Source organism: Cupriavidus sp. SK-4, assembly GCF_000611125.1.
Taxonomy (GTDB): domain Bacteria; phylum Pseudomonadota; class Gammaproteobacteria; order Burkholderiales; family Burkholderiaceae; genus Cupriavidus; species Cupriavidus necator.
This window is the reverse complement of the sequence record NZ_JFJW01000098.1, coordinates 121,485-140,418: the sequence shown is the minus strand read 5'-3', so window position 1 is coordinate 140,418 and position 18,934 is coordinate 121,485. Positions and strand designations below refer to the sequence as shown.

16 protein-coding genes are annotated in these 18,934 nt (G+C 68.0%); 8 read left to right on the top strand and 8 right to left on the bottom strand.

The window, feature by feature from the left end:
* The 8 genes from CF68_RS21695 to CF68_RS21660 form a co-directional block, all read right to left on the bottom strand.
* A partial coding sequence (locus CF68_RS21695; RefSeq protein WP_035822825.1) for an SCP2 domain-containing protein occupies positions 1-627 on the bottom strand: 627 nt, incomplete at its 3' end.
* A 129-nt stretch (positions 628-756) separates the two neighbouring features.
* Positions 757-1,746 (bottom strand): Tim44 domain-containing protein, encoded by a 990-nt coding sequence (locus CF68_RS21690; RefSeq protein WP_035822754.1) that lies wholly within the window; start codon positions 1,744-1,746, stop codon positions 757-759.
* A gap of 63 nt (positions 1,747-1,809) precedes the next feature.
* Positions 1,810-2,541, bottom strand: coding sequence for a bifunctional demethylmenaquinone methyltransferase/2-methoxy-6-polyprenyl-1,4-benzoquinol methylase UbiE (ubiE, locus tag CF68_RS21685; protein ID WP_035822751.1), 732 nt, complete (start codon positions 2,539-2,541; stop codon positions 1,810-1,812).
* Between the two features lie 34 nt (positions 2,542-2,575).
* A complete protein-coding gene (locus tag CF68_RS21680; RefSeq protein WP_035822748.1) occupies positions 2,576-2,998 on the bottom strand; it encodes a gamma-butyrobetaine hydroxylase-like domain-containing protein in 423 nt (140 codons plus the stop codon).
* A gap of 72 nt (positions 2,999-3,070) precedes the next feature.
* A complete protein-coding gene (locus CF68_RS21675; RefSeq protein ID WP_035822746.1) occupies positions 3,071-4,936 on the bottom strand; it encodes an ABC transporter ATP-binding protein/permease in 1,866 nt (621 codons plus the stop codon).
* Positions 4,937-5,059: 123 nt separating this feature from the next.
* The gene (locus tag CF68_RS21670) at positions 5,060-5,497 is read right to left on the bottom strand and encodes an HIT family protein (RefSeq protein WP_011614519.1); all 438 of its coding nucleotides are present in this window, start codon (positions 5,495-5,497) and stop codon (positions 5,060-5,062) included.
* Between the two features lie 9 nt (positions 5,498-5,506).
* Positions 5,507-9,481 carry an FAD/FMN-binding oxidoreductase gene (locus tag CF68_RS21665; RefSeq protein WP_035822744.1) on the bottom strand — a complete coding sequence of 1,325 codons (3,975 nt, stop codon included), beginning with the start codon at positions 9,479-9,481 and terminating at the stop codon, positions 5,507-5,509.
* A gap of 181 nt (positions 9,482-9,662) precedes the next feature.
* Positions 9,663-10,241, bottom strand: coding sequence for a YqaA family protein (locus CF68_RS21660; protein WP_035822742.1), 579 nt, complete (start codon positions 10,239-10,241; stop codon positions 9,663-9,665).
* 336 nt (positions 10,242-10,577) lie between these two features.
* On the opposite strand from CF68_RS21660, the gene CF68_RS21655 reads away from it, so the two are divergent.
* From CF68_RS21655 to CF68_RS21620, 8 genes are all read left to right on the top strand, one after another.
* Positions 10,578-11,066 carry a (2Fe-2S)-binding protein gene (locus CF68_RS21655; RefSeq protein ID WP_035822739.1) on the top strand — a complete coding sequence of 163 codons (489 nt, stop codon included), beginning with the start codon at positions 10,578-10,580 and terminating at the stop codon, positions 11,064-11,066.
* A gap of 12 nt (positions 11,067-11,078) precedes the next feature.
* A complete protein-coding gene (locus tag CF68_RS21650; RefSeq protein WP_035822737.1) occupies positions 11,079-13,454 on the top strand; it encodes a xanthine dehydrogenase family protein molybdopterin-binding subunit in 2,376 nt (791 codons plus the stop codon).
* Positions 13,455-13,481: 27 nt separating this feature from the next.
* Entirely contained in the window at positions 13,482-14,282 is an 801-nt protein-coding gene (locus tag CF68_RS21645; protein WP_035822735.1) for a xanthine dehydrogenase family protein subunit M, read from the top strand.
* Positions 14,283-14,379: 97 nt separating this feature from the next.
* Positions 14,380-15,276: a MoxR family ATPase gene (locus CF68_RS21640; RefSeq protein ID WP_035822733.1), complete on the top strand. Its 897-nt coding sequence runs from the start codon at positions 14,380-14,382 to the stop codon at positions 15,274-15,276.
* Positions 15,277-15,278: 2 nt separating this feature from the next.
* On the top strand, positions 15,279-16,535 hold the full coding sequence (locus CF68_RS21635; protein ID WP_035822730.1) for a VWA domain-containing protein: 1,257 nt from the start codon (positions 15,279-15,281) through the stop codon (positions 16,533-16,535).
* On the top strand, positions 16,526-17,083 hold the full coding sequence (locus tag CF68_RS21630; protein WP_035822727.1) for a CoxG family protein: 558 nt from the start codon (positions 16,526-16,528) through the stop codon (positions 17,081-17,083). The genes CF68_RS21635 and CF68_RS21630 overlap by 10 nt, the downstream gene beginning before the upstream one ends.
* On the top strand, positions 17,056-18,093 hold the full coding sequence (locus CF68_RS21625) for an XdhC family protein (protein ID WP_013955522.1): 1,038 nt from the start codon (positions 17,056-17,058) through the stop codon (positions 18,091-18,093). The genes CF68_RS21630 and CF68_RS21625 overlap by 28 nt, the downstream gene beginning before the upstream one ends.
* Positions 18,094-18,112: 19 nt before the next feature.
* Positions 18,113-18,718 carry an NTP transferase domain-containing protein gene (locus CF68_RS21620; protein WP_035822725.1) on the top strand — a complete coding sequence of 202 codons (606 nt, stop codon included), beginning with the start codon at positions 18,113-18,115 and terminating at the stop codon, positions 18,716-18,718.
* Positions 18,719-18,934 lie beyond the last annotated feature (216 nt).

The window sequence follows — 18,934 nt, the reverse complement described above, 5'->3', positions numbered from 1 at the left end:
GGCGCGCTCCAGCCGCTCCAGCCGTTTTTCGAGCCGGGCCAGGCTGTCGCGCAGCCGGCCCACGTCGGCGCCGAAGGCATCGAGCGCGGCGTGGCGCACCAGGGTCGGATGCTCGTCCAGCAGGTAGTCGGTAACGTTGTCGACCAGGGCGCGGCCAACGCGCGTGGCCTGCCCATGCACCTGGCGCGCGCCATCGACCACGCGCTGCGCCACGCTGTCGCTCACCGGCCCGCCCAGGATGCCGCGCAGCGCGCGCGACAGGTCTTCGGCGGCGTCCCAGCGCAGGTTGCGCGCCAGCGTCGAGACGGTGTTGGCCAGCTCGGCGTCGCCCTCGATGCGTACATGGCGCATGGCGGCGGCCTGGCCGCCTTCGGCCACGTCGGCGGCCACCAGCGGCCACTGCTGCACCGGCACGCGCAGCGTCACCGCGGGCGCCTCGGCCTCGGGCGCCGGTTCGGTGCAGCCGTGCTCCGTCACCTTCAGCGACAGCACGAAGGCGGCTGCATCGAAGCGGATCACGCGCCCGGCAAACGGCGTGAGCTGATTGCGGGCCCACGGCTCCTGCTCAAGCAGGTGGTTCAGCGCCGAGATGGCGGGCATGGCCAGGGCGGAAGGCAGAGTATTCATGACAGCGCGGTTGGCGGGCAGGCAGTGACGCCGCAGGTCGGGCGCCCCAAACAAAAAAGGCCCCCGCTTCCGCGTGGGCCTCCATTCTAAGCTACTCCCCCCGGCGCATCACCGCCGCGGGGTGCGGCATCAGGACTCTTGCTGGATGCCGGCCAGCAGCCAGCCGCCGGTGCCGCTGGCAGGCTTGGCCAGGTTCCAGACCTCGCCGAACGGCTGGGCCGCCTCGCCGGACTTCTCGCGGATCATGCCCGAGAAGCGCACGCTGGCGATATGCTGGGCCGCGGCCGACTCGATGCCGAGCAGCTGGGCTTCCAGCGTGACCACGTCGGTCTTGTTGACCTCGGCGCCGCGCTCGGACAGGTCCATCTTGATCTCGGCGAACATCTCCGGCGTGGTGAACTCGCGGATGTCGTCCAGGTTGCCGGCGTCCCACGCGGCCTGCAGGCGCACGAAGTGGACCTTGGCGTTGCGCAGGAAGGCTTCGGTATCGAAGTCGGCCGGCACGCCCCACGGCTGCTGGGCCACGGCATCGGCCGCGACCGGGGCTGCCGATGCTGCCGGCAGTACCGTGCTGGCGGCCGGGCCAGCCGGGCTACCCGAAGACACAGGCGTCGGCTCACCGCGGAACATGGGCTCGGCGGTGCGATCCAGGTTCGGCGCGTTGCCGGCACCGGCGTAGGCCGGCTGCTGGGTGCGCTTGCTGCCGCCACGGAACTTGCGGATCAGCCAGATCGCGGCGAACGCCACCAGCGCGATCAGGATCATGTTGGACAGGAAGCTCAGCGCCGCGCCGCCCAGGCCGAAGTGCGACAGCAGCCAGCCGATACCCAGGCCGGCGGCAATGCCGCCCAGGATGCCGCCCCAGTTACGCTTGGGCGCCGCGGCAGCTGCCGCGCCGGCCGCACCGGCCGTTGCCGGAGCCGCCTGTTGTGCGGGCTGCTGCGCCTGCTGGGTCGGCGAAGTGGGCTGCGGCGCCTGCTGGCGCTGCGTGACCGACTCAGATTGCTTGCCGATGCTGCGCGAACCGCCCATGCGCTTGGCATTGGCGTCGAACATCACTCCCAAGGCAATCGCGGTAATCAGCGACCCTACCAGGAATTTCCCACGAATTGACGACATATTCTGCTATCCCCTGTCAGTTTCACCCTATATGCGGGCGAGGCATGGCGATTTCAAGTCTTCTTAATACTTGCGCCCGACGTGGAGCGCCACCACTCCGGCCGTCAGATTGAAGTATTCGACATTTTCCAGACCGGCATGTTCCATCAAGCGTACAAGTGAAGCCTGGTCCGGATGCATTCTGATCGATTCCGCGAGATAGCGATAGCTGGGGGCATCCCCTGCCACCCGCTCACCCAGCCACGGCAGCACCTTGAAAGAATAGACGTCGTAGGCCTTCTCCAGGGGTTTCCATACCTTGGAGAATTCCAGCACCATGACCTTGCCGCCCGGCTTGACCACGCGGCGCATCTCGGCCAGCGCGGCATCCTTGTGCGTCATGTTGCGCAGGCCGAAGGCCACGGTCACCAGGTCGAAGTGGTTGTCCGGGAACGGGATGCGCTCGGCGTCGCACAGGCACACCGGGGTGACGATACCCTTGTTCAGCAGCCGGTCGCGGCCCACGCGCAGCATCGACTCGTTGATGTCGGTCAGCCAGACCTCTCCGGTCGGGCCGGCCTGCCTGGCGAAGGTCTTGGCCAGGTCGCCGGTGCCGCCGGCGATGTCCAGCACCTTGTGGCCGGGACGCACCCCGGCCTGGGCGATGGTGAACAACTTCCAGAGCCGGTGCATGCCACCCGACATCAGGTCGTTCATCACGTCGTACTTGCTCGCCACCGAATGGAATACGCCGGCAACCTTGTCGGCCTTTTCCGCTTCGTCGACCTTTTCAAACCCGAAGTGGGTTTCACTCATCTTTCAGACTCCAGGGTAATCGGTTCGGCGCGGCTCAGTGATGGCCGCAGCCGTGGCCGCCGGCAGCTCCGGCGGCGGGCATCGGGGTATCGCGGTCGGCGCCGGCGGCTTCCAGGCGCTGCAGGTAGTCCTGCCAGAGCGCATCCTGGTTGTCGCCGAGGCGGTACAGCAGGTCCCAGGAATAGATGCCGGTCTCGTGGCCGTCGGTAAAGCGGATCAGGATGGCGTAGTTGCCGACCGGCTCGACCGCGTTGACGCCCACCTCGCGCTTGCCGGTCTGCAGCACTTCCTGCCCCGGGCCGTGGCCCTGGACTTCAGCGGACGGCGAATACACGCGCAGCAGCTCGAACGGCAGCCGGAAGCTGCGGCCGTTGTCGAAGCCGATCTCCAGCACGCGGGATTGCGTATGGACGGTCAGCGCGGTGGGATGAGGGGTGTCTTTTTCCAGGCCTGCCATGATGATCGCGGCCCGGTTAGGGTCGCTCCTGAGGGGGTGATTGCCGCGCGATGCTGCCGGTACGGCACGGCATCACGCTTCGCATACGACCCGATAGCTTACCCCAGGCTCGCCGGCTTGCGCAGCCCGGGCCGCTTCCCCGTCCTGCGGCACGTAGCGCAGGCGCCGGCCGTGGAAGGCCGCCACGGTGCTGCGGTGGGCGATGCTGACGATGGCCGCGCCGGGCAGCGAGTCCACCATGAGCTTGTACATGACGCCCTCGGTTTCCTCGTCCAGCGCGCTGGTGGCTTCATCCAGGAACAGGTAGTCGGGCTTCTGCAACAGTGCGCGCGCAAACGCCAGCCGCTGCTGTTCGCCCGGCGACAGCCGCAGCGCCCAGTTGTCGAACACGTCGAGCTGGTCCGCCAGCGCCGCCAGCCGCGCCTGGCGCAGCGCCGCCTGCAGCGCCTCCGCGCTATGCACGGTGCCGGCGTCCGGGTAAGCCAGCGCATCGGCCAGCGTGCCGATCGGCAGGTAGCTGCGCTGCGGCAGGAACAGCATGCGCGCGCCGTCGGGCATGGTCACGGTGCCGCTGCCGTATGGCCAGATCCCCGCCAGCGCGCGGAACAGCACGCTCTTGCCGCAGCCGGACGGGCCGCTGACCAGCCAGCGCTCGCCCGGCGCGACCGACAGCGAGAACGGCGCCACCAGCGGCCGCTGGCCCACGGCCGCGCTGCGCGCGGCGCGTACCGGCAGTGCCAGCGCCAGGCCGTCGATGGTGATGCCATTCTGCGGCTTGCCGGTATGTTCCACCTCGATATCGCGCACGCCGCCCGGCGCCATGTCCTGGCGCTCGGCCACGCGGATCGCTTCCTGGAAATCGATCAGGCGGTTGGCGGCGGCCTTCCAGCCCACCAGCGTGGCATAGCTGTCGACAAACCACGACAGCGCACCCTGCACCTGGCCGAAGGCGGAGCTGGTCTGCATCAGCCCGCCCAGCGTCATCTTGCCCGCGAAGTAGCGCGGCGCCGCCACCAGGATCGGGAAGATGATGGCGAACTGCGCGTAGCCGGAGCTGACGAAGGTCAGCCGCCGCGTATAGCGCATCAGCTGGTTCCAGTTGGCACGGATGCGGTCGAAGCGCGCACGCAGGCCGGCCTGCTCGGTCGGCTCGCCGCGGTACAGCGCCACCGGCTCGCTGTTCTCGCGCAGGCGCACCAGCGTGAAACGGAAATCCGCCTCGTACTGTTCCTGCTGGAAGTTCAGGCCGATCAGCGGGCGGCCGACCACGTGCGCCACCAGCGAGCCGATCACCGCATAGCCCGCCGCGAACCACACCATATAACCGGGGATGGTCCATTCGGTACCGCCCATTGCAAAGCTGATCGGCCCCGATACCGTCCACAGGATGCCGACGAAGGACAGCAGCGTCACCACCGAGTTGAGCAGCCCGAGCGACAACGACAGCGCGCCGTCGGTGAACTGGCGCAAATCGTCGGCGATACGCTGGTCGGGGTTATCGGTGGTGTGGGTCTGCTCGATGCGGTAATAGGCCTGGTGCCCGAGCCAGTGGCCCATGAAGCGGCCGGTCATCCAGGTACGCCAGCGCATCTGCAGCATCATGGTGTAGTACTGGCGCGAGATCGCCGCCACGATGAAGAACGCCGCGATCCACGAGAAGCGCAGCAGCAGCACCTTGAACGAGGCGTAGTCGCGCTGCTCCAGGGCGTTGTAGAACACGCGGTTCCACTCGTTGAGCAGCACGTTGATATAGACGATGCCGAGGTTGAGCACCACCACCAGGGCCAGCAGGCCAAGCCCGGCGACGCGGTCTTCGGATTTCCAGTAAGGCTTGATCAGCGCCCAGGTGGCGGCCATGCGCAGCCGGCTCTGGATCTTGAGGGCCCTGGCAGGGACGGCAGGGCCCGGTACGGTGACTGAGGTCGGAGTGGAGGACATAGCGGCAGCGCTTGGCCCGTCAGCAGATGCCGGCCGGGCTTGTTGTTCTGGATACCGTGGCGGCAGGCCACGGCGGCAACAGCATTCAGACGGTCACGGCCAGGCGTGGGTTCCGCGCGCCCCTCAGGCGTCGCCGGCTTCGAGCAGCGAAAGCGCCGTACGCAGCGCCGGCAGCCGGCTGGCGAGCTCCTGCACGCGCACGGCATCCGCCGCGCGCTGCGGCGCGGCCCAGATCGCCTCGGGGAAATGGGTGTCCCAGCGGTAGCGCGGGATGATGTGCCAGTGCAGGTGCGGCACCATATTGCCAAAGGCCGCCAGGTTGACCTTGTCCGGCGCCATGACCTCGCGCACCACCCGTTCGACACGTGCGACCAGCCGCATCAGCCAGGCCTGGTCGGCATCCTCCAGGTCGCTCAACTCGGCCACGTGATCGTTCCAGACGATGCGGCAGAAGCCCGGGAAACGGTCATGCTCGACCAGGATCAGCCGGGCGCGGTCGCCCATCCAGACCAGTTCGCCGCCGTCGGTCTCGCACAAGGGGCAGTTGGGTACGCGCGCCATCGTCGAGACTCAGACCAGCACCCGTTCGATGCCACCGGCATTGGCCTTGGCGACATACTCAGGCATCCAGTTCTCCCCAAGCAGGTGCTTGGCCATCTCGATCACGATGTAGTCCGCCTGCACCGAAGCATCTTCCTTGTAGCGCGACAGCCCCTGCAGGCACGACGGGCAGCTGGTCAGGATCTTGACGTCGCCGGTGAAGCCGTCGGCGCGCAGCTTGTCGGCGCCCTTGGTCATTTCCTCTTCCTTGCGGAAGCGGACCTGGGTCGAGATATCCGGACGCGTCACCGCCAGCGTGCCCGATTCACCGCAGCAGCGCTCGTTCTTCTCGATCTTGCCCAGGCCGGTGTTGCCGCCCATCAGGTCATTGACCAGCTTGGTCGGGTCCATGGTCTTGATCGGGGTGTGGCAGGGATCGTGGTACATGTAGCGCGTACCGGTCACGCCTTCCAGCTTCACACCCTTCTCTAGCAGGTATTCGTGGATGTCGATGATGCGGCAGCCCGGGAAGATCTTGTCGAATTCATACCCGGCAAGCTGGTCGTAGCACGTGCCGCAGCTGACCACCACGGTCTTGATGTCGAGGTAGTTCAGCGTATTGGCCACGCGGTGGAACAGCACGCGGTTGTCGGTGACGATCTTCTCGGCCTTGTCGTACTGGCCGTTGCCGCGCTGCGGATAGCCGCAGCACAGGTAGCCCGGCGGCAGCACGGTCTGCACGCCGACGTGCCACAGCATCGCCTGCGTGGCCAGGCCCACCTGCGAGAACAGCCGCTCCGAGCCGCAGCCCGGGAAGTAGAACACCGCCTCCGTTTCCGGCGTGGTCGCCTTCGGGTCGCGGATGATCGGCACGATCTCGTTGTCTTCGATGTCGAGCAGCGCGCGCGCGGTCTTCTTGGGCAGGTTGCCCGGCATCTTCTTGTTGATGAAGTGGATCACCTGCTCGCGCACCGGCGCCTTGCCCACGGTCGCGGGCGGATGCGCGGTCTGCTTCTTGGCGAATTTCTTCAGCACGTCATTGCCGAGGCGCTGCGCCTTGTAGCCCCAGTCGATCATGACCTTGCGGGTCAGGTTGATGGTCTCGGGGTTGGTGGCGTTGAGGAAAAACATCGACGCCGCGGTGCCGGGGTTGAACTTCTTCTGCCCCATCTTGCGCAGCAGGTTGCGCATGTTCATCGACACGTCGCCGAAGTCGATCTTGACCGGGCACGGCGTCACGCACTTGTGGCACACGGTGCAGTGGTCGGCCACGTCGGAGAACTCGTCCCAGTGCTTGACCGAAATGCCGCGGCGGGTCTGCTCTTCGTACAGGAAGGCCTCGACCAGAAGCGAGGTCGCCAGGATCTTGTTGCGCGGGCTGTACAGCAGGTTGGCGCGCGGCACGTGGGTGGCGCACACCGGCTTGCACTTGCCGCAGCGCAGGCAGTCCTTGACGCTCTCGGCAATCGCGCCGATATCGCTCTGCTGCATGATGATCGACTCATGCCCCATCAGGCCGAACGACGGCGTGTAGGCATTGCGCAGGTCGGCGCCGGGCAGCAGCTTGCCCTTGTTGAAGCGCCCTTGCGGATCGACCTTCAGCTTGTAGGCGCGGAAGTCGCCGATCTCTTCCTCGGTCAGGAATTCCAGCTTGGTGATGCCGATGCCGTGCTCGCCCGAGATCACGCCGTCGAGCGACCGCGCCAGGTCCATGATGCGGGCCACCGCGCGGTGCGCGTCCTGCAGCATGTCGTAGTCGTCGGAGTTGACCGGGATATTGGTGTGCACGTTGCCGTCGCCGGCGTGCATGTGCAGCGCCACGAAGACGCGGCCGCGCAGCACCTGCTTGTGGATCCTCTGGGCCTCGTCCAGGATCGGCTTGAACTCGCCGCCGTTGAAGATCTTGCGCAATTCGGCGCGGATCTCGGCCTTCCAGGACACGCGGATGGTGCGGTCCTGCAGCAGGTGGAACACGGTGGCGTCAGGCTGCTGCTGCAGGCGCGCATCGAACTCCTGCCCCAGCAGTCCCAGCCCGTGCCCGATCAGCGAGGCCTTGGCCTGCGTCAGCGGCACGTCCATGTGGTCCTGCAGGTAACGCCAGCGCGCGCGGATCTCGCGCAGCAGCGTCAGAGCGTGCTGCACGCGGTCTTCCAGCAGCTCGGCGCTGGGGATCTCGTTGGCGTCGTCGCTGCGGCCCAGCGGCAGGTTGCCGCGCGCGAAGAACGCTTCGAGCGTGTCGACCAGCTTGAGCTTGCTCTTGATCGACAGCTCGATATTGATGCGCTCGATGCCGTCGGTGTACTCGCCCATGCGATTGAGCGGGATCACCACGTCTTCATTGATCTTGAAGGCGTTGGTGTGCTTGGCAATGGCGGCGGTGCGCGACCGGTCGAGCCAGAACTTCTTGCGCGCCTCGGGGCTGACGGCGATAAAGCCTTCGCCGCTCTTGCCGTTGGCCATGCGGATCACTTCCGAGGTGGCGCGCGCCACCGCGTCTTCATCGTCGCCGACGATATCGCCGATCAGCACCATCTTCGGGAAGGCGTTGCGCTTGCTCTTGGTGGCGTAGCCGACCGCGCGCAGGTAGCGCTCGTCCAGGTGCTCCAGGCCGGCCAGGATGGCACCGCCGGGCTTCCTGGTCTCGGCGTCGAGGAAGTCCTTGATCTCGACGATGCTCGGGATGGCGTCGCGCGCCTGGCCGAAGAACTCCAGGCAGACCGTGCGGATGAATTTCGGCATGCGGTGCAGGATCCAGCGCGCGCTGGTGATGATGCCGTCGCAGCCTTCCTTCTGCACGCCGGGCAGGCCGGCCAGGAACTTGTCGGTGACGTCCTTGCCCAGGCCTTCCTTGCGGAACTTGCGGCCCTCGATGGCCAGCGTCTCGGTGCGCAGCACCTTCTCGCCCGGCGCACGGTTGCCGTCCGACCACTTCAGCTCGAAGGTGGCAACCGGCACGTCGTGGATCTTGCCCAGGTTGTGGTCCAGCCGGGTGATCTCGAGCCAGTTGCCCTCCGGGTCCACCATGCGCCACCAGGCCAGGTTGTCCAGCGCGGTGCCCCACAGCACGGCCTTCTTGCCGCCGGCGTTCATGGCCACGTTGCCGCCGATGCACGAGGCATCGATCGAGGTCGGGTCGACCGCGAACACCAGGCCGGCCTTGTCGGCCGCATCGGCCACGCGGCGCGTCACCACGCCGGCGCCGGAGAAGATGGTCGCGACCTGATGCGACACACCGGGCAGGTCGGTCTGCTCGACCGGGCCGAGCTGTTCCAGCTTCTCGGTATTGATCACCGCGCTCATCGGCGTCAGCGGCACGGCGCCGCCGGTATAGCCGGTGCCGCCCCCGCGCGGGATGATGGTGAGGCCCAGCTCGAAGCAGCCCTTGACCAGGCCGGCGATCTCTTCCTCGGTATCCGGCGTCAGTACGACGAACGGGTATTCCACGCGCCAGTCGGTGGCGTCGGTCACGTGCGAGACGCGCGACAGGCCATCGAACTTGATGTTGTCCTTCTGCGTGACCTTGCCCAGCACGCGCTGGGCGCGCTTGCGCAGGTCGTAGGCCGCGGCGAATTCGTTCTTGAAGTCCTCGATCGCCTGCTTGGCGAAGGCGACCAGCTGCTCCACGCGGTGCGACCGATCCTCGGCGGCGGGCTCGGCGTGCTCGGCACGGTCGGCGGCGCGGCGCTTCTCGATCTCGTTCAGGCGGTGGTGCAGCGCGCTGACCAGCATCTGGCGGCGCTTGGGATTTTCCAGCAGGTCGTCCTGCAGGTAGGGATTGCGGCGGACCACCCAGATATCGCCCAGCACCTCGTACAGCATGCGGGCGGAGCGGCCGGTGCGGCGCTCACTGCGCAGCTCGTCCAGGATGCGCCAGGCTTCCTCGCCGAGCAGGCGGATGACAATCTCGCGGTCCGAGAAGGACGTGTAGTTATAGGGAATTTCACGCAGGCGCGGCGGGGCGTCCTGCGCGGCGAGCTTGGCGTCGAGCACGAGTGGGGCGTTCATTAGGGGACCGCTTCCTGCTGCGCACGGGGACAGTGCGCGAATCGTTCATTAAAGGGCGATTGTACTGCAAGGCCCGGTTTCGCCGCGCCGCAACATCAAGGAATCCTTGTTGGAACAAGGGATTAGGCGACATTTGGGCGGTGGCACTGGCGCCCCGCGGTGGTGCCGGCGGCGCATCGGATCAGAACCAGGCCTTCCACATTTGCGCAATGTTGTGCCAAAAGCTGTCCGGGATCCACAGCAGGCTGGCGGTCATAAACAGATAGCGGATGAACTTGCCGACCGCCATCCAGGCCAGGCTGGGCCAGAACGAGAGGCGCAGCCAGCCTGCCAAAGTGCACAATGGATCACCAATTCCAGGCAGCCACGAGAACAGCAGCGTGGGCGGCCCAAGCCGGCGCATCCACCGGAAGTAGCGCGCGTCGAGCTTGGGCTTGGGCGGCTTGCGCGTGTGCTCGCGATGCTCCAGGTGCTCAAGGTCGTGCTCGCGCGCCCGGCGCCGCTTGTGATAGCGCACCAGCGCCAGCTTGGCGGCATAGCCCAGCCACCAGTCGATGGCACCGCCCACGGTGTTGCCGGCGGTGGCCACCACGATCGCCGGCCAAAACATCTCCGGGTTGAGCTTGACGTAGCCGAACACCGCCGGCTCCGAGCCCAGCGGCAGCAGCGTGGCCGAGATCAGGCTGACCACAAAGATCGCGGGCAGGCCCACCTTGGGCAGGGCAATGGTTTCAAACAGCCAGTCGAAGAAGGCTTCCATGTAAGGGTGGCAGGTGCCAGTGGGCGCGGCTCATTCTAGCTGCTGTGCCCCGAACGGGGCGCGGGCAAACCACATGGCAGCGCCCCACGATTTGTGATTAACTGTTAGAGCCTGTTGTGGCCAATCGTTCGCCGGCCGCAGCATTCGCGCCAGCATTGAAGCCGCTCGCCGCGTGCGCTGGCGCACCTACAGCAGTTGTAGCGGCAGCACCAATATCACGAATTAGCCGTCCTATAGCCGTCTTAAGCGGCAGTACCGCGTCGTGGCCAGTCCCACGCAGTTCGTTCGGGATTTCGGGCAATTGGTCATGCGCGTCCACCCCACATGGAGACAAGCATGGCGATTCCGATCCGCCTGACGGTCAACGGCAAGCCCGTTGACGCGCAGGTAGAACCCAACACCCTCCTGGTCCAGTTCCTGCGCGAGCAGTTGCGCCTGACCGGCACCCACGTCGGCTGCGACACCGCGCAGTGCGGCGCCTGCACGGTCCACCTGGATGGCCGGGCGGTCAAGTCGTGCAACCTGCTGGCGGTGCAGGCCGACGGCGCCAAGGTCACCACCATCGAGGGCCTGGCCGCTCCCGGCACGCTGCACCCGATGCAGGAAGCCTTCCGCGAATGCCACGGCCTGCAATGCGGCTTCTGCACGCCCGGCATGGTGATGAGCGCCACCGCGCTGGTGCAGGAACACCCCGGCGCCGACGCCGCCACCATCCGCGCGCACCTGGAAGGCAACCTGTGCCGCTGCACGGGCTACCACAACATCGTGCGCGCAGTGCAGCAGGGCCAGGCGGCCATGCAGGGCACCACCGCCAGCGCGGAATAAGGGGGACCGGCCATGAACGCACCCGAGAACCAACGCCTGGTAGGCGCGCCCGTCAAGCGCAAGGAAGACTATCGCTTCCTGACCGGCAACGGCCAGTACACCGACGACATCGTGCTGCCGCAGCAAAGCTACGCGTACTTCCTACGCTCGCCGCACGCGCATGCGCGCATCCGCTCGATCGACAAGACCGAGGCCCTGGCCGCGCCCGGCGTGATCGCCGTGCTGACCGGCGACGAACTGGCGGCCGACAAGGTCGGCGGCCTGCCCTGCGGCTGGCTGATCCACAGCATCGACGGCACGCCGATGAAGGAGCCGCCGCACCCGGTGATCGCCCACGACAAGGTGCGCCACGTCGGCGACCAGGTCGCGCTGGTCATCGCCGAGACGCTGCAGCAGGCACGCGACGCGGCAGAGAAGATCGACGTCGACTATGAAGAGCTGCCCGCCGTGGTCAGCGCCGCCGATGCCGCCAAGGCTGCCACCCTGGTGCATGACGACGTGCCCGCCAACACCTGCTACACCTGGGGCCACGGCGACAAGGCCGCCACCGACGCCGCCTTTGCCAAGGCCGCCCACGTGACCACGCTGGACATCGTCAACAACCGGCTGATCCCCAACGCGATCGAGCCGCGCGCGGTCAACGCCAGCTACACGCGCCAGGACGACAGCTACACCGTCTACGTGGCCAACCAGAACCCGCACGTCGAACGCCTGCTGATGGGCGCGTTCGTGCTGGGGCTGCCCGAATCGCGCCTGCGCATCATCGCGCCGGACGTGGGCGGCGGCTTCGGCTCCAAGATCTTCCTGTACCCGGAAGACGTGGCGCTGACCTGGGCCTCGAAGAAGATCGGCCGCCCGGTCAAGTGGACCGCGGACCGCTCCGAGTCCTTTCTGACCGATGCGCACGGCCGCGACCATGTGACCAGGGCCGAGCTGGCGCTCGACGCCGACGGCAAGTTCCTGGCGATGCGGGTGCATACCACCGCCAATATGGGCGCCTACCTGTCGACCTTCGCCAGCAGCGTGCCCACCATCCTGTATGCGACGCTGCTGGCGGGCCAGTACGCCACGCCCGCGATCTACGCCGAAGTGCAGTCGGTCTTCACCAACACCGCACCGGTGGATGCCTACCGCGGCGCCGGCCGGCCCGAGGCCACCTATGTGGTCGAGCGCCTGGTCGAAACCGCCGCGCACGAGATGAAGATCGACCCGGCCGAGCTGCGCCGCAAGAACTTCATCCGCCAGTTCCCGTACGCCACGCCGGTGGGCCTGACCTATGACACCGGCGACTACGAGCCATGCCTGGCGCGCGCGCAGGAGCTGGCCGACGTCAAGGGCTTCCCGGCCCGGCGCGACGAAGCGAAGCAGCGCGGCAAGCTGCGCGGCCTGGGCTATTCCTGCTATATCGAGGCCTGCGGGCTGGCGCCGTCGAATATCGCCGGCGCGCTGGGCGCGCGCGCGGGGCTGTTCGAGGTGGGCGAGATCCGCGTGCACCCGACCGGCACCGTGACCGTGTTCACCGGCTCGCACAGCCATGGCCAGGGGCACGAGACCACCTTTGCGCAGGTGGTCGCCGACCGGCTCGGGCTGCAGCTGGACCAGGTCGAGATCGTGCACGGCGACACCGGCCGGGTGCCGTTCGGCATGGGCACCTACGGCTCGCGCTCGCTGGCGGTGGGCGGCTCGGCCATCGTCAAGGCGCTCGACAAGATCGAGGCCAAGGCCAAGAAGATCGCCGCGCACCTGCTGGAAGCCGCCGACACCGACATCGAGTTCAGCAACGGCGTGTTCCGCGTGGCCGGCACCGACCGCACCAAGACCTTCGGCGAGGTCGCGCTGTCCGCCTACGTGCCGCACAACTATCCGCTCGACAAGCTGGAGCCGGGCCTGAACGAAAATGCGTTCTACGACCCGACCAACTTCACCTACCCGTCCGGCGCCTATGTGTGCGAGGTGGAGGTCGATCCCGATACCGGCGAGTCGCAGGTGGTCAAGTTCACCGCGGTGGACGACTTCGGCAACATCATCAACCCGATGATCGTCGAAGGCCAGGTCCATGGCGGCATCGGCCAGGGGCTGGGCCAGGCCATGCTGGAGCAGTGCATCTACGACAACGACAGCGGCCAGTTGCTGACGGGTTCGTACATGGACTACGCCATGCCGCGCGCCGGCGACCTGCCCGACTTCACCGTCGAGACCGCCACCGGCACGCCCTGCACGCACAACCCGCTGGGCGTGAAGGGCTGCGGCGAGGCCGGCGCGATCGGCTCGCCGCCGGCGTTCATCAATGCGCTGGTGGATGCGCTCAGCCCGCTGGGCGTGAAGGACATCCAGATGCCCGCCACGCCGCACCGGGTCTGGCAGGCCATCCAGGCCGCCCGGCCGTGACCCCTGCACACCGCAAAGGAAACCGACATGTACGCATTCAATTTTGAACGCGCCGCGGATGCCAAGGCGGCCGTGGCCACGCTCAAGGCCGATCCCGACGCCAAGTTTCTCGGCGGCGGCCAGAGCCTGCTGGCCGCGATGAAGCTGCGGCTGGCCGCGCCCTCCGTGCTGGTGGACGTGGCGCGCATTCCCGGCATGGCCGAGATCCGCGTCGAAGGCAATGAGATCGTGGTCGGCGCCGCCGCGCGCCATGCCGATGTGGCCGAGCATGCCGAGGTGCGCCAGCGCATCCCGGCGCTGGCGGCACTGGCCGGCGGCATCGGCGACCGCCAGGTGCGCGCCATGGGCACCATCGGCGGCGCGCTCGCCAATGACGATCCCGCTGCCGACTATCCCGCGGCTGTGCTGGGGCTGGGAGCGACCGTGGTCACCGACCGCCGCACCATCGCCGCCGACGACTTCTTCAAGGGCCTCTATGAAACCGCGCTGGAACCGGATGAGCTGATCACCGCGGTGCGCTTCCCGATCCCGGAGCAGGCGGCCTACGCCAAGTTCCGCAACCCGGCCTCGCGCTTCGCGCTGGTGGGCGTGATGGTGGCGCGCACCAGCAACACGGTGCGCGTGGCGGTGACAGGCGCGGCCGACAGCGTGTTCCGCTGCCAGCCGCTGGAGCAGGCGCTGTCGGCCAGCTTCACCGCGCAGGCGGCGCGTGGAGTGAAAGTCGATGCGTCGACGCTGAACGCCGACCTGCATGCGTCGGCGGAGTACCGGGCGCATCTGATCCCGGTGCTGGCGGCGCGGGCGGTGGAGGCGGCGGCGAAGGGGTAGCGCTTCCCGCTGCCGCATGTTGTCTCCCCCTCTCCCGCTCGGCGGGAGAGGGCGCAAACCGCCGGCGTATTTTCCGCATCGGCACACAAGATTGCTCATGCTTCCCACCTCCATCGACGACACCATCGCCCAGCTGGAACGCCAGCAATACTTCGCCGACCGCGAGACCGCCACGGTGCTCTATCTCGCCATGCGCATGCAGCGGCCGCTGTTCCTGGAAGGCGAGCCCGGCGTCGGCAAGACCGCCATGGCGCATGCGATGGCGGGCGTGCTCGGCACGCGGCTGCTGCGGCTGCAATGCTATGAAGGGCTGGACGCGGCCAGCGCGCTGTACGAATGGGACTACCCGCGCCAGATCATGGCGCTGCGCCTGGCCGAGGCACGCGGCGAGCGGCCCGAGGCGCAGTCGCTGTACCACGACGACTACCTGCTCAAGCGTCCGCTGCTGGAATCACTGCTGCCCGACCCTGCCGCACCGGAAGTCCCGCGCGTGCTGCTGATCGACGAGATCGACCGCGCCGACGAACCGTTCGAAGCCTTCCTGCTGGAGGTGCTGTCCGAATTCCAGGTGTCGATCCCCGAGATCGGCGTGATTCGCGCCGAGCGTCCGCCGCTGATCGTGATCACCTCCAACCGCACCCGCGAAGTCCACGACGCCCTCAAGCGCCGCTGCCTGTACCAGTGGATGGGCTACCCGGAGCGCGACCGCGAACTGCAGATCGTGGCCGCGCGCGCCCCCGAGGCCGCTGCGGCGCTGCAGGCCCAGGCGATCGACTTTATCCACCGGCTGCGCGGCATCGACCTGTTCAAGGCGCCGGGCATCGCCGAGGCCATCGACTGGTGCCGCGCGCTGTCGGCGCTGGGCGCGACCGAGCTCGATCCGCAGTCCGTGCGCGACACGCTGGGCGTGCTGCTCAAGTATCAGGACGACCTGGCGCGCGTGGATGGTCCCACCGTGGCCGAGCTGCTGGCGGGTGCCACGCCGGGGGGCTGAAGATGGCCACGCTGCACGCCGCCGTACGGCCTGCCGCACCGGCCCTCCCGGTGCTGGCGCGCAACGTCACGCACTTCATGCGGCTGTTGCGCGACGGCGGCTTCGCGCTGTCGCCGGCCCATGCGGTCGATGCCTTGCAGGCGCTGCGCCATGTCGATATCGGCCAGCGCGACGAGGTGCGCGCCGCGCTGGCGGCGCTGGTGCTGTCCGGCCCCGACCAGCGCCCGCTGTTCGATGCCGCCTTCGACCTGTTCTGGCGCGATCCCGACTGGGAAGGCAAGCTGCGCGCGCTGCTGCTGCCGCGCGTCGACAGCGGCGCGCCGCCGCCCAAACGCAGCAACCGGCTGGCCGATGCCCTGGCCGCACGCCAGCCCGAAACGCCATCGCGGCCCGCGCAGACCGAGGCCGAGCGCATCCACGTGCCGCTGACCTTCTCCGACCAGGAACGCCTGGCGCAGCGCGACTTTGAAACCCTGACCGCGCAGGAGTGGCGCGCGCTGCAGCACCTGGTGCGCACGCGCCGCGCCCATCTTGCACTGCAGCGCACCCGCCGCCTGCGCGCCGCCACCTGCGGCACCCATGCCGACCTGCGCGCCAGCGCGCGCCTGGCGGTGCGCCAGCATGGCGAGTGGCTGCGCTGGAAATTCCGCAAGCACGCCGAGCGCAAGCCGCCGGTGGTGCTGCTGCTCGACATCTCCGGCTCGATGAGCCAGTACTCGCGCGCGGTGCTGTACTTCTGCCATGCGCTGATGCAGTCGCGCGAGCGGCTGTCGGTATTCCTGTTCGGCACGCGGCTGACCAACATCACGCGATCGCTGCGCGAACGCGACCCGGACGAGGCCGTCGCGGTGATCACCGGCCAGGTGCGCGACTGGGCCGGCGGCACCCGCATCGGCGCCGCGCTGGCCAGCTTCAACCGCCACTGGGCGCGGCGCACGCTGTCCGGGCGCGCCACCGTGCTGCTAGTCACCGACGGCCTGGACCACGAGCATATCGAGCTGCTCGGCGACGAAATGGCACGGCTGCGCCGCTTTGCGCACCGCATCGTCTGGCTCAACCCGCTGCTGCGCTACCCCGGCTTCACCCCGCAGGCGCGTGGCGTGCAAGCCATCCTGCCGCACGTGGACGCACTGCGCCCGGCCCATAACCTGGACAGCCTGCTGGCGCTCGAGACGCTGCTGTCCGACCATGGCGGCCCGCCCCGGGCCGCCACCCCTGCCCTCGCCAGGCACAACAAGGAAGCCCCGCCATGGAAATGAACCAGAGCCAGCGCCTGCCGGTCCCGCAGCAGGTGGCATGGGAAGCGCTCAACGACACCGAGCTGCTCAAGCAATGCATCCCGGGATGTGAGAGTATCGAGCCCGACGGCGACAACGCCTACCAGCTGGCCCTGACGGCCGCGGTAGGCCCGGTCAAGGCGCGCTTCAAGGGCCGCATGGCACTGGAAGACATCCAGGCCCCCGACAGCTACACCATCCGTTTCGATGGCCAGGGGGGCGCGGCGGGCTTCGGCAAGGGCAGCGCCCAGGTCCGGCTGGAAGCAGACGGTGACGAGACCGTGCTGACCTACACCGTCAACGCCCACGTGGGGGGCAAGATCGCACAGATCGGCTCGCGGCTGGTGGACGCCGCGGCACGCAAGATGGCAGATACCTTCTTTGCGCGCTTCACCGAGGTCGTCACCCCTGACGCCACCGACGACACGCCAGCGGCCGAGGGCGCCCCCGCCGCAGCCGCCGGCGACAATGAACCAACAGAGGAACCGAAGCGGAAACGATCATGGACAGCGTGGATCTCGAAGTCCTGAAGAACAGCGTGCAGTGGCAGCAGCAAGGCCATCGTGTGCTGCTGGTCACGGTAGTGCGGACCTGGGGCTCGTCGCCCCGGCCCGAAGGCGCGATGCTGGCCGTGCGCGACGACGGCCTGGTGGTGGGCTCGGTCTCGGGCGGCTGCATCGAGGACGACATCATCGACCGCGTGCGCCGGCAGGGCATTACCGCCGACCACCCGGAAGCGATCAAGTACGGCATCAGCGCCGAGGAAGCCCACCGCTTCGGGCTGCCCTGCGGTGGCACCATCGAGCTGGTGACCGAACCGCTGACCCCGGCCAGCGGCATCGCCGAGCTGCTCGATGCCGTTGAGAACGGCCGCCTGGTCGCGCGCACGCTCGACATGGCTACCGGCACCGCCACGCTGGGCCCGGCCAACGCCACCGACGGGCTGGTATTCGACGGCAAGACCCTGCTGACCATCCACGGCCCGCGCTACCGCATGCTGGTGATCGGCGCCGGGCAGCTGTCCAAGTACCTGTGCCAGATCGCCGTGGGCCTGGGCTTCCAGGTCACCGTGTGCGACCCGCGCGAGGAATACACCGAGACCTGGGACATCCCCGGCGTGACCATGGTGCGCACCATGCCGGACGACACCGTCACCGACATGAAGCTGGACGAGCGCTGCGCCGTGATCGCGCTCACGCACGACCCCAAGCTGGACGACCTGGCGCTGATGGAAGCGCTGCGCACCAAGGCCTTCTATGTGGGCGCGCTGGGTTCGCGCCGCAACAACCAGGCACGCCGCGAACGCCTCAAGGAATTCGACCTGACCGAGCTGCAGCTGGCGCGGCTGCATGGCCCCGTGGGCATCTACATCGGCAGCCGCACGCCGCCGGAGATCGCCATCTCGATCCTGGCCGAGGTGATCGCGGCCAGGAACCACGTATCGCTGCCCGACATCCTGCAGGTGGAAGGCGCCAAGGCCGCACGCGAGATGGCTGCCAGCACCGGCAGCAGCTGCGACGTCGCGCCCGATCCCACCTGACGACTTCGCGAGTGCCGCCATGACTGCCGCCCCCAACGCTCCCCTGCTCCGCACCGACCTGCCCACCGGCATCCTGCTGGCCGCGGGCTACGGCCGCCGCTTCGACGCCGCCGGCAAACGCAACAAGCTGCTGGAGGTGCTGCCCGGCGGCCGCTCCGTGGCCTGGCGCAGCTCCCGCACGCTGGCCGCGGCGCTGCCGGAATCGATCGCCGTCATTCGTCCGGGCAACCCGGCACTGGCGGAGGAACTGCGCCGCGGCGGCTGCCGCGTGGTGGAGTCGCCCGACGCCGAAGCCGGCATGGGCGCAGCCCTGCGTGCCGCCGTGGCGGCCACGCCCGAAGCGCGCGGCTGGGTGGTGGCGCTGGCGGATATGCCCTGGCTGCCGATGGAACTGATCCGGGCGGTGGCGTTGACGATCACCACGCCGGATACCATCGCCGCGCCCTGGCGCAACGGGCAGCGCGGGCATCCCGTGGGTTTCGGCGCGGCCTGGCGTGAGGAATTGCTGAAGCTGGATGGGGATGAGGGCGCGCGGGCGTTGCTGAAGGACAAGCCTGTGACGCGGATACTGACTGAGGATGAAGGGGCGTTTCGCGATATTGATACGCCAGGAGACTTGAAGTGACGCTGACAGCCGCGGCCTGCTTCGTTTTTTGAGCCTGCGCAGCAGCCGCAGGCGTCCCCGCGATGCGGCTGGGAGCAGGCGGCCTACACCCTGCATGGGGATCGTTCAATAGTGGGTGATCGAAGGCACTGTCCCTGACTCACCTGGCGTAGCAGGGTCGAACGAGCAACCACGCCAAAACGGCAAGCACCGCCGTATGAACCACCAACGCCGTGT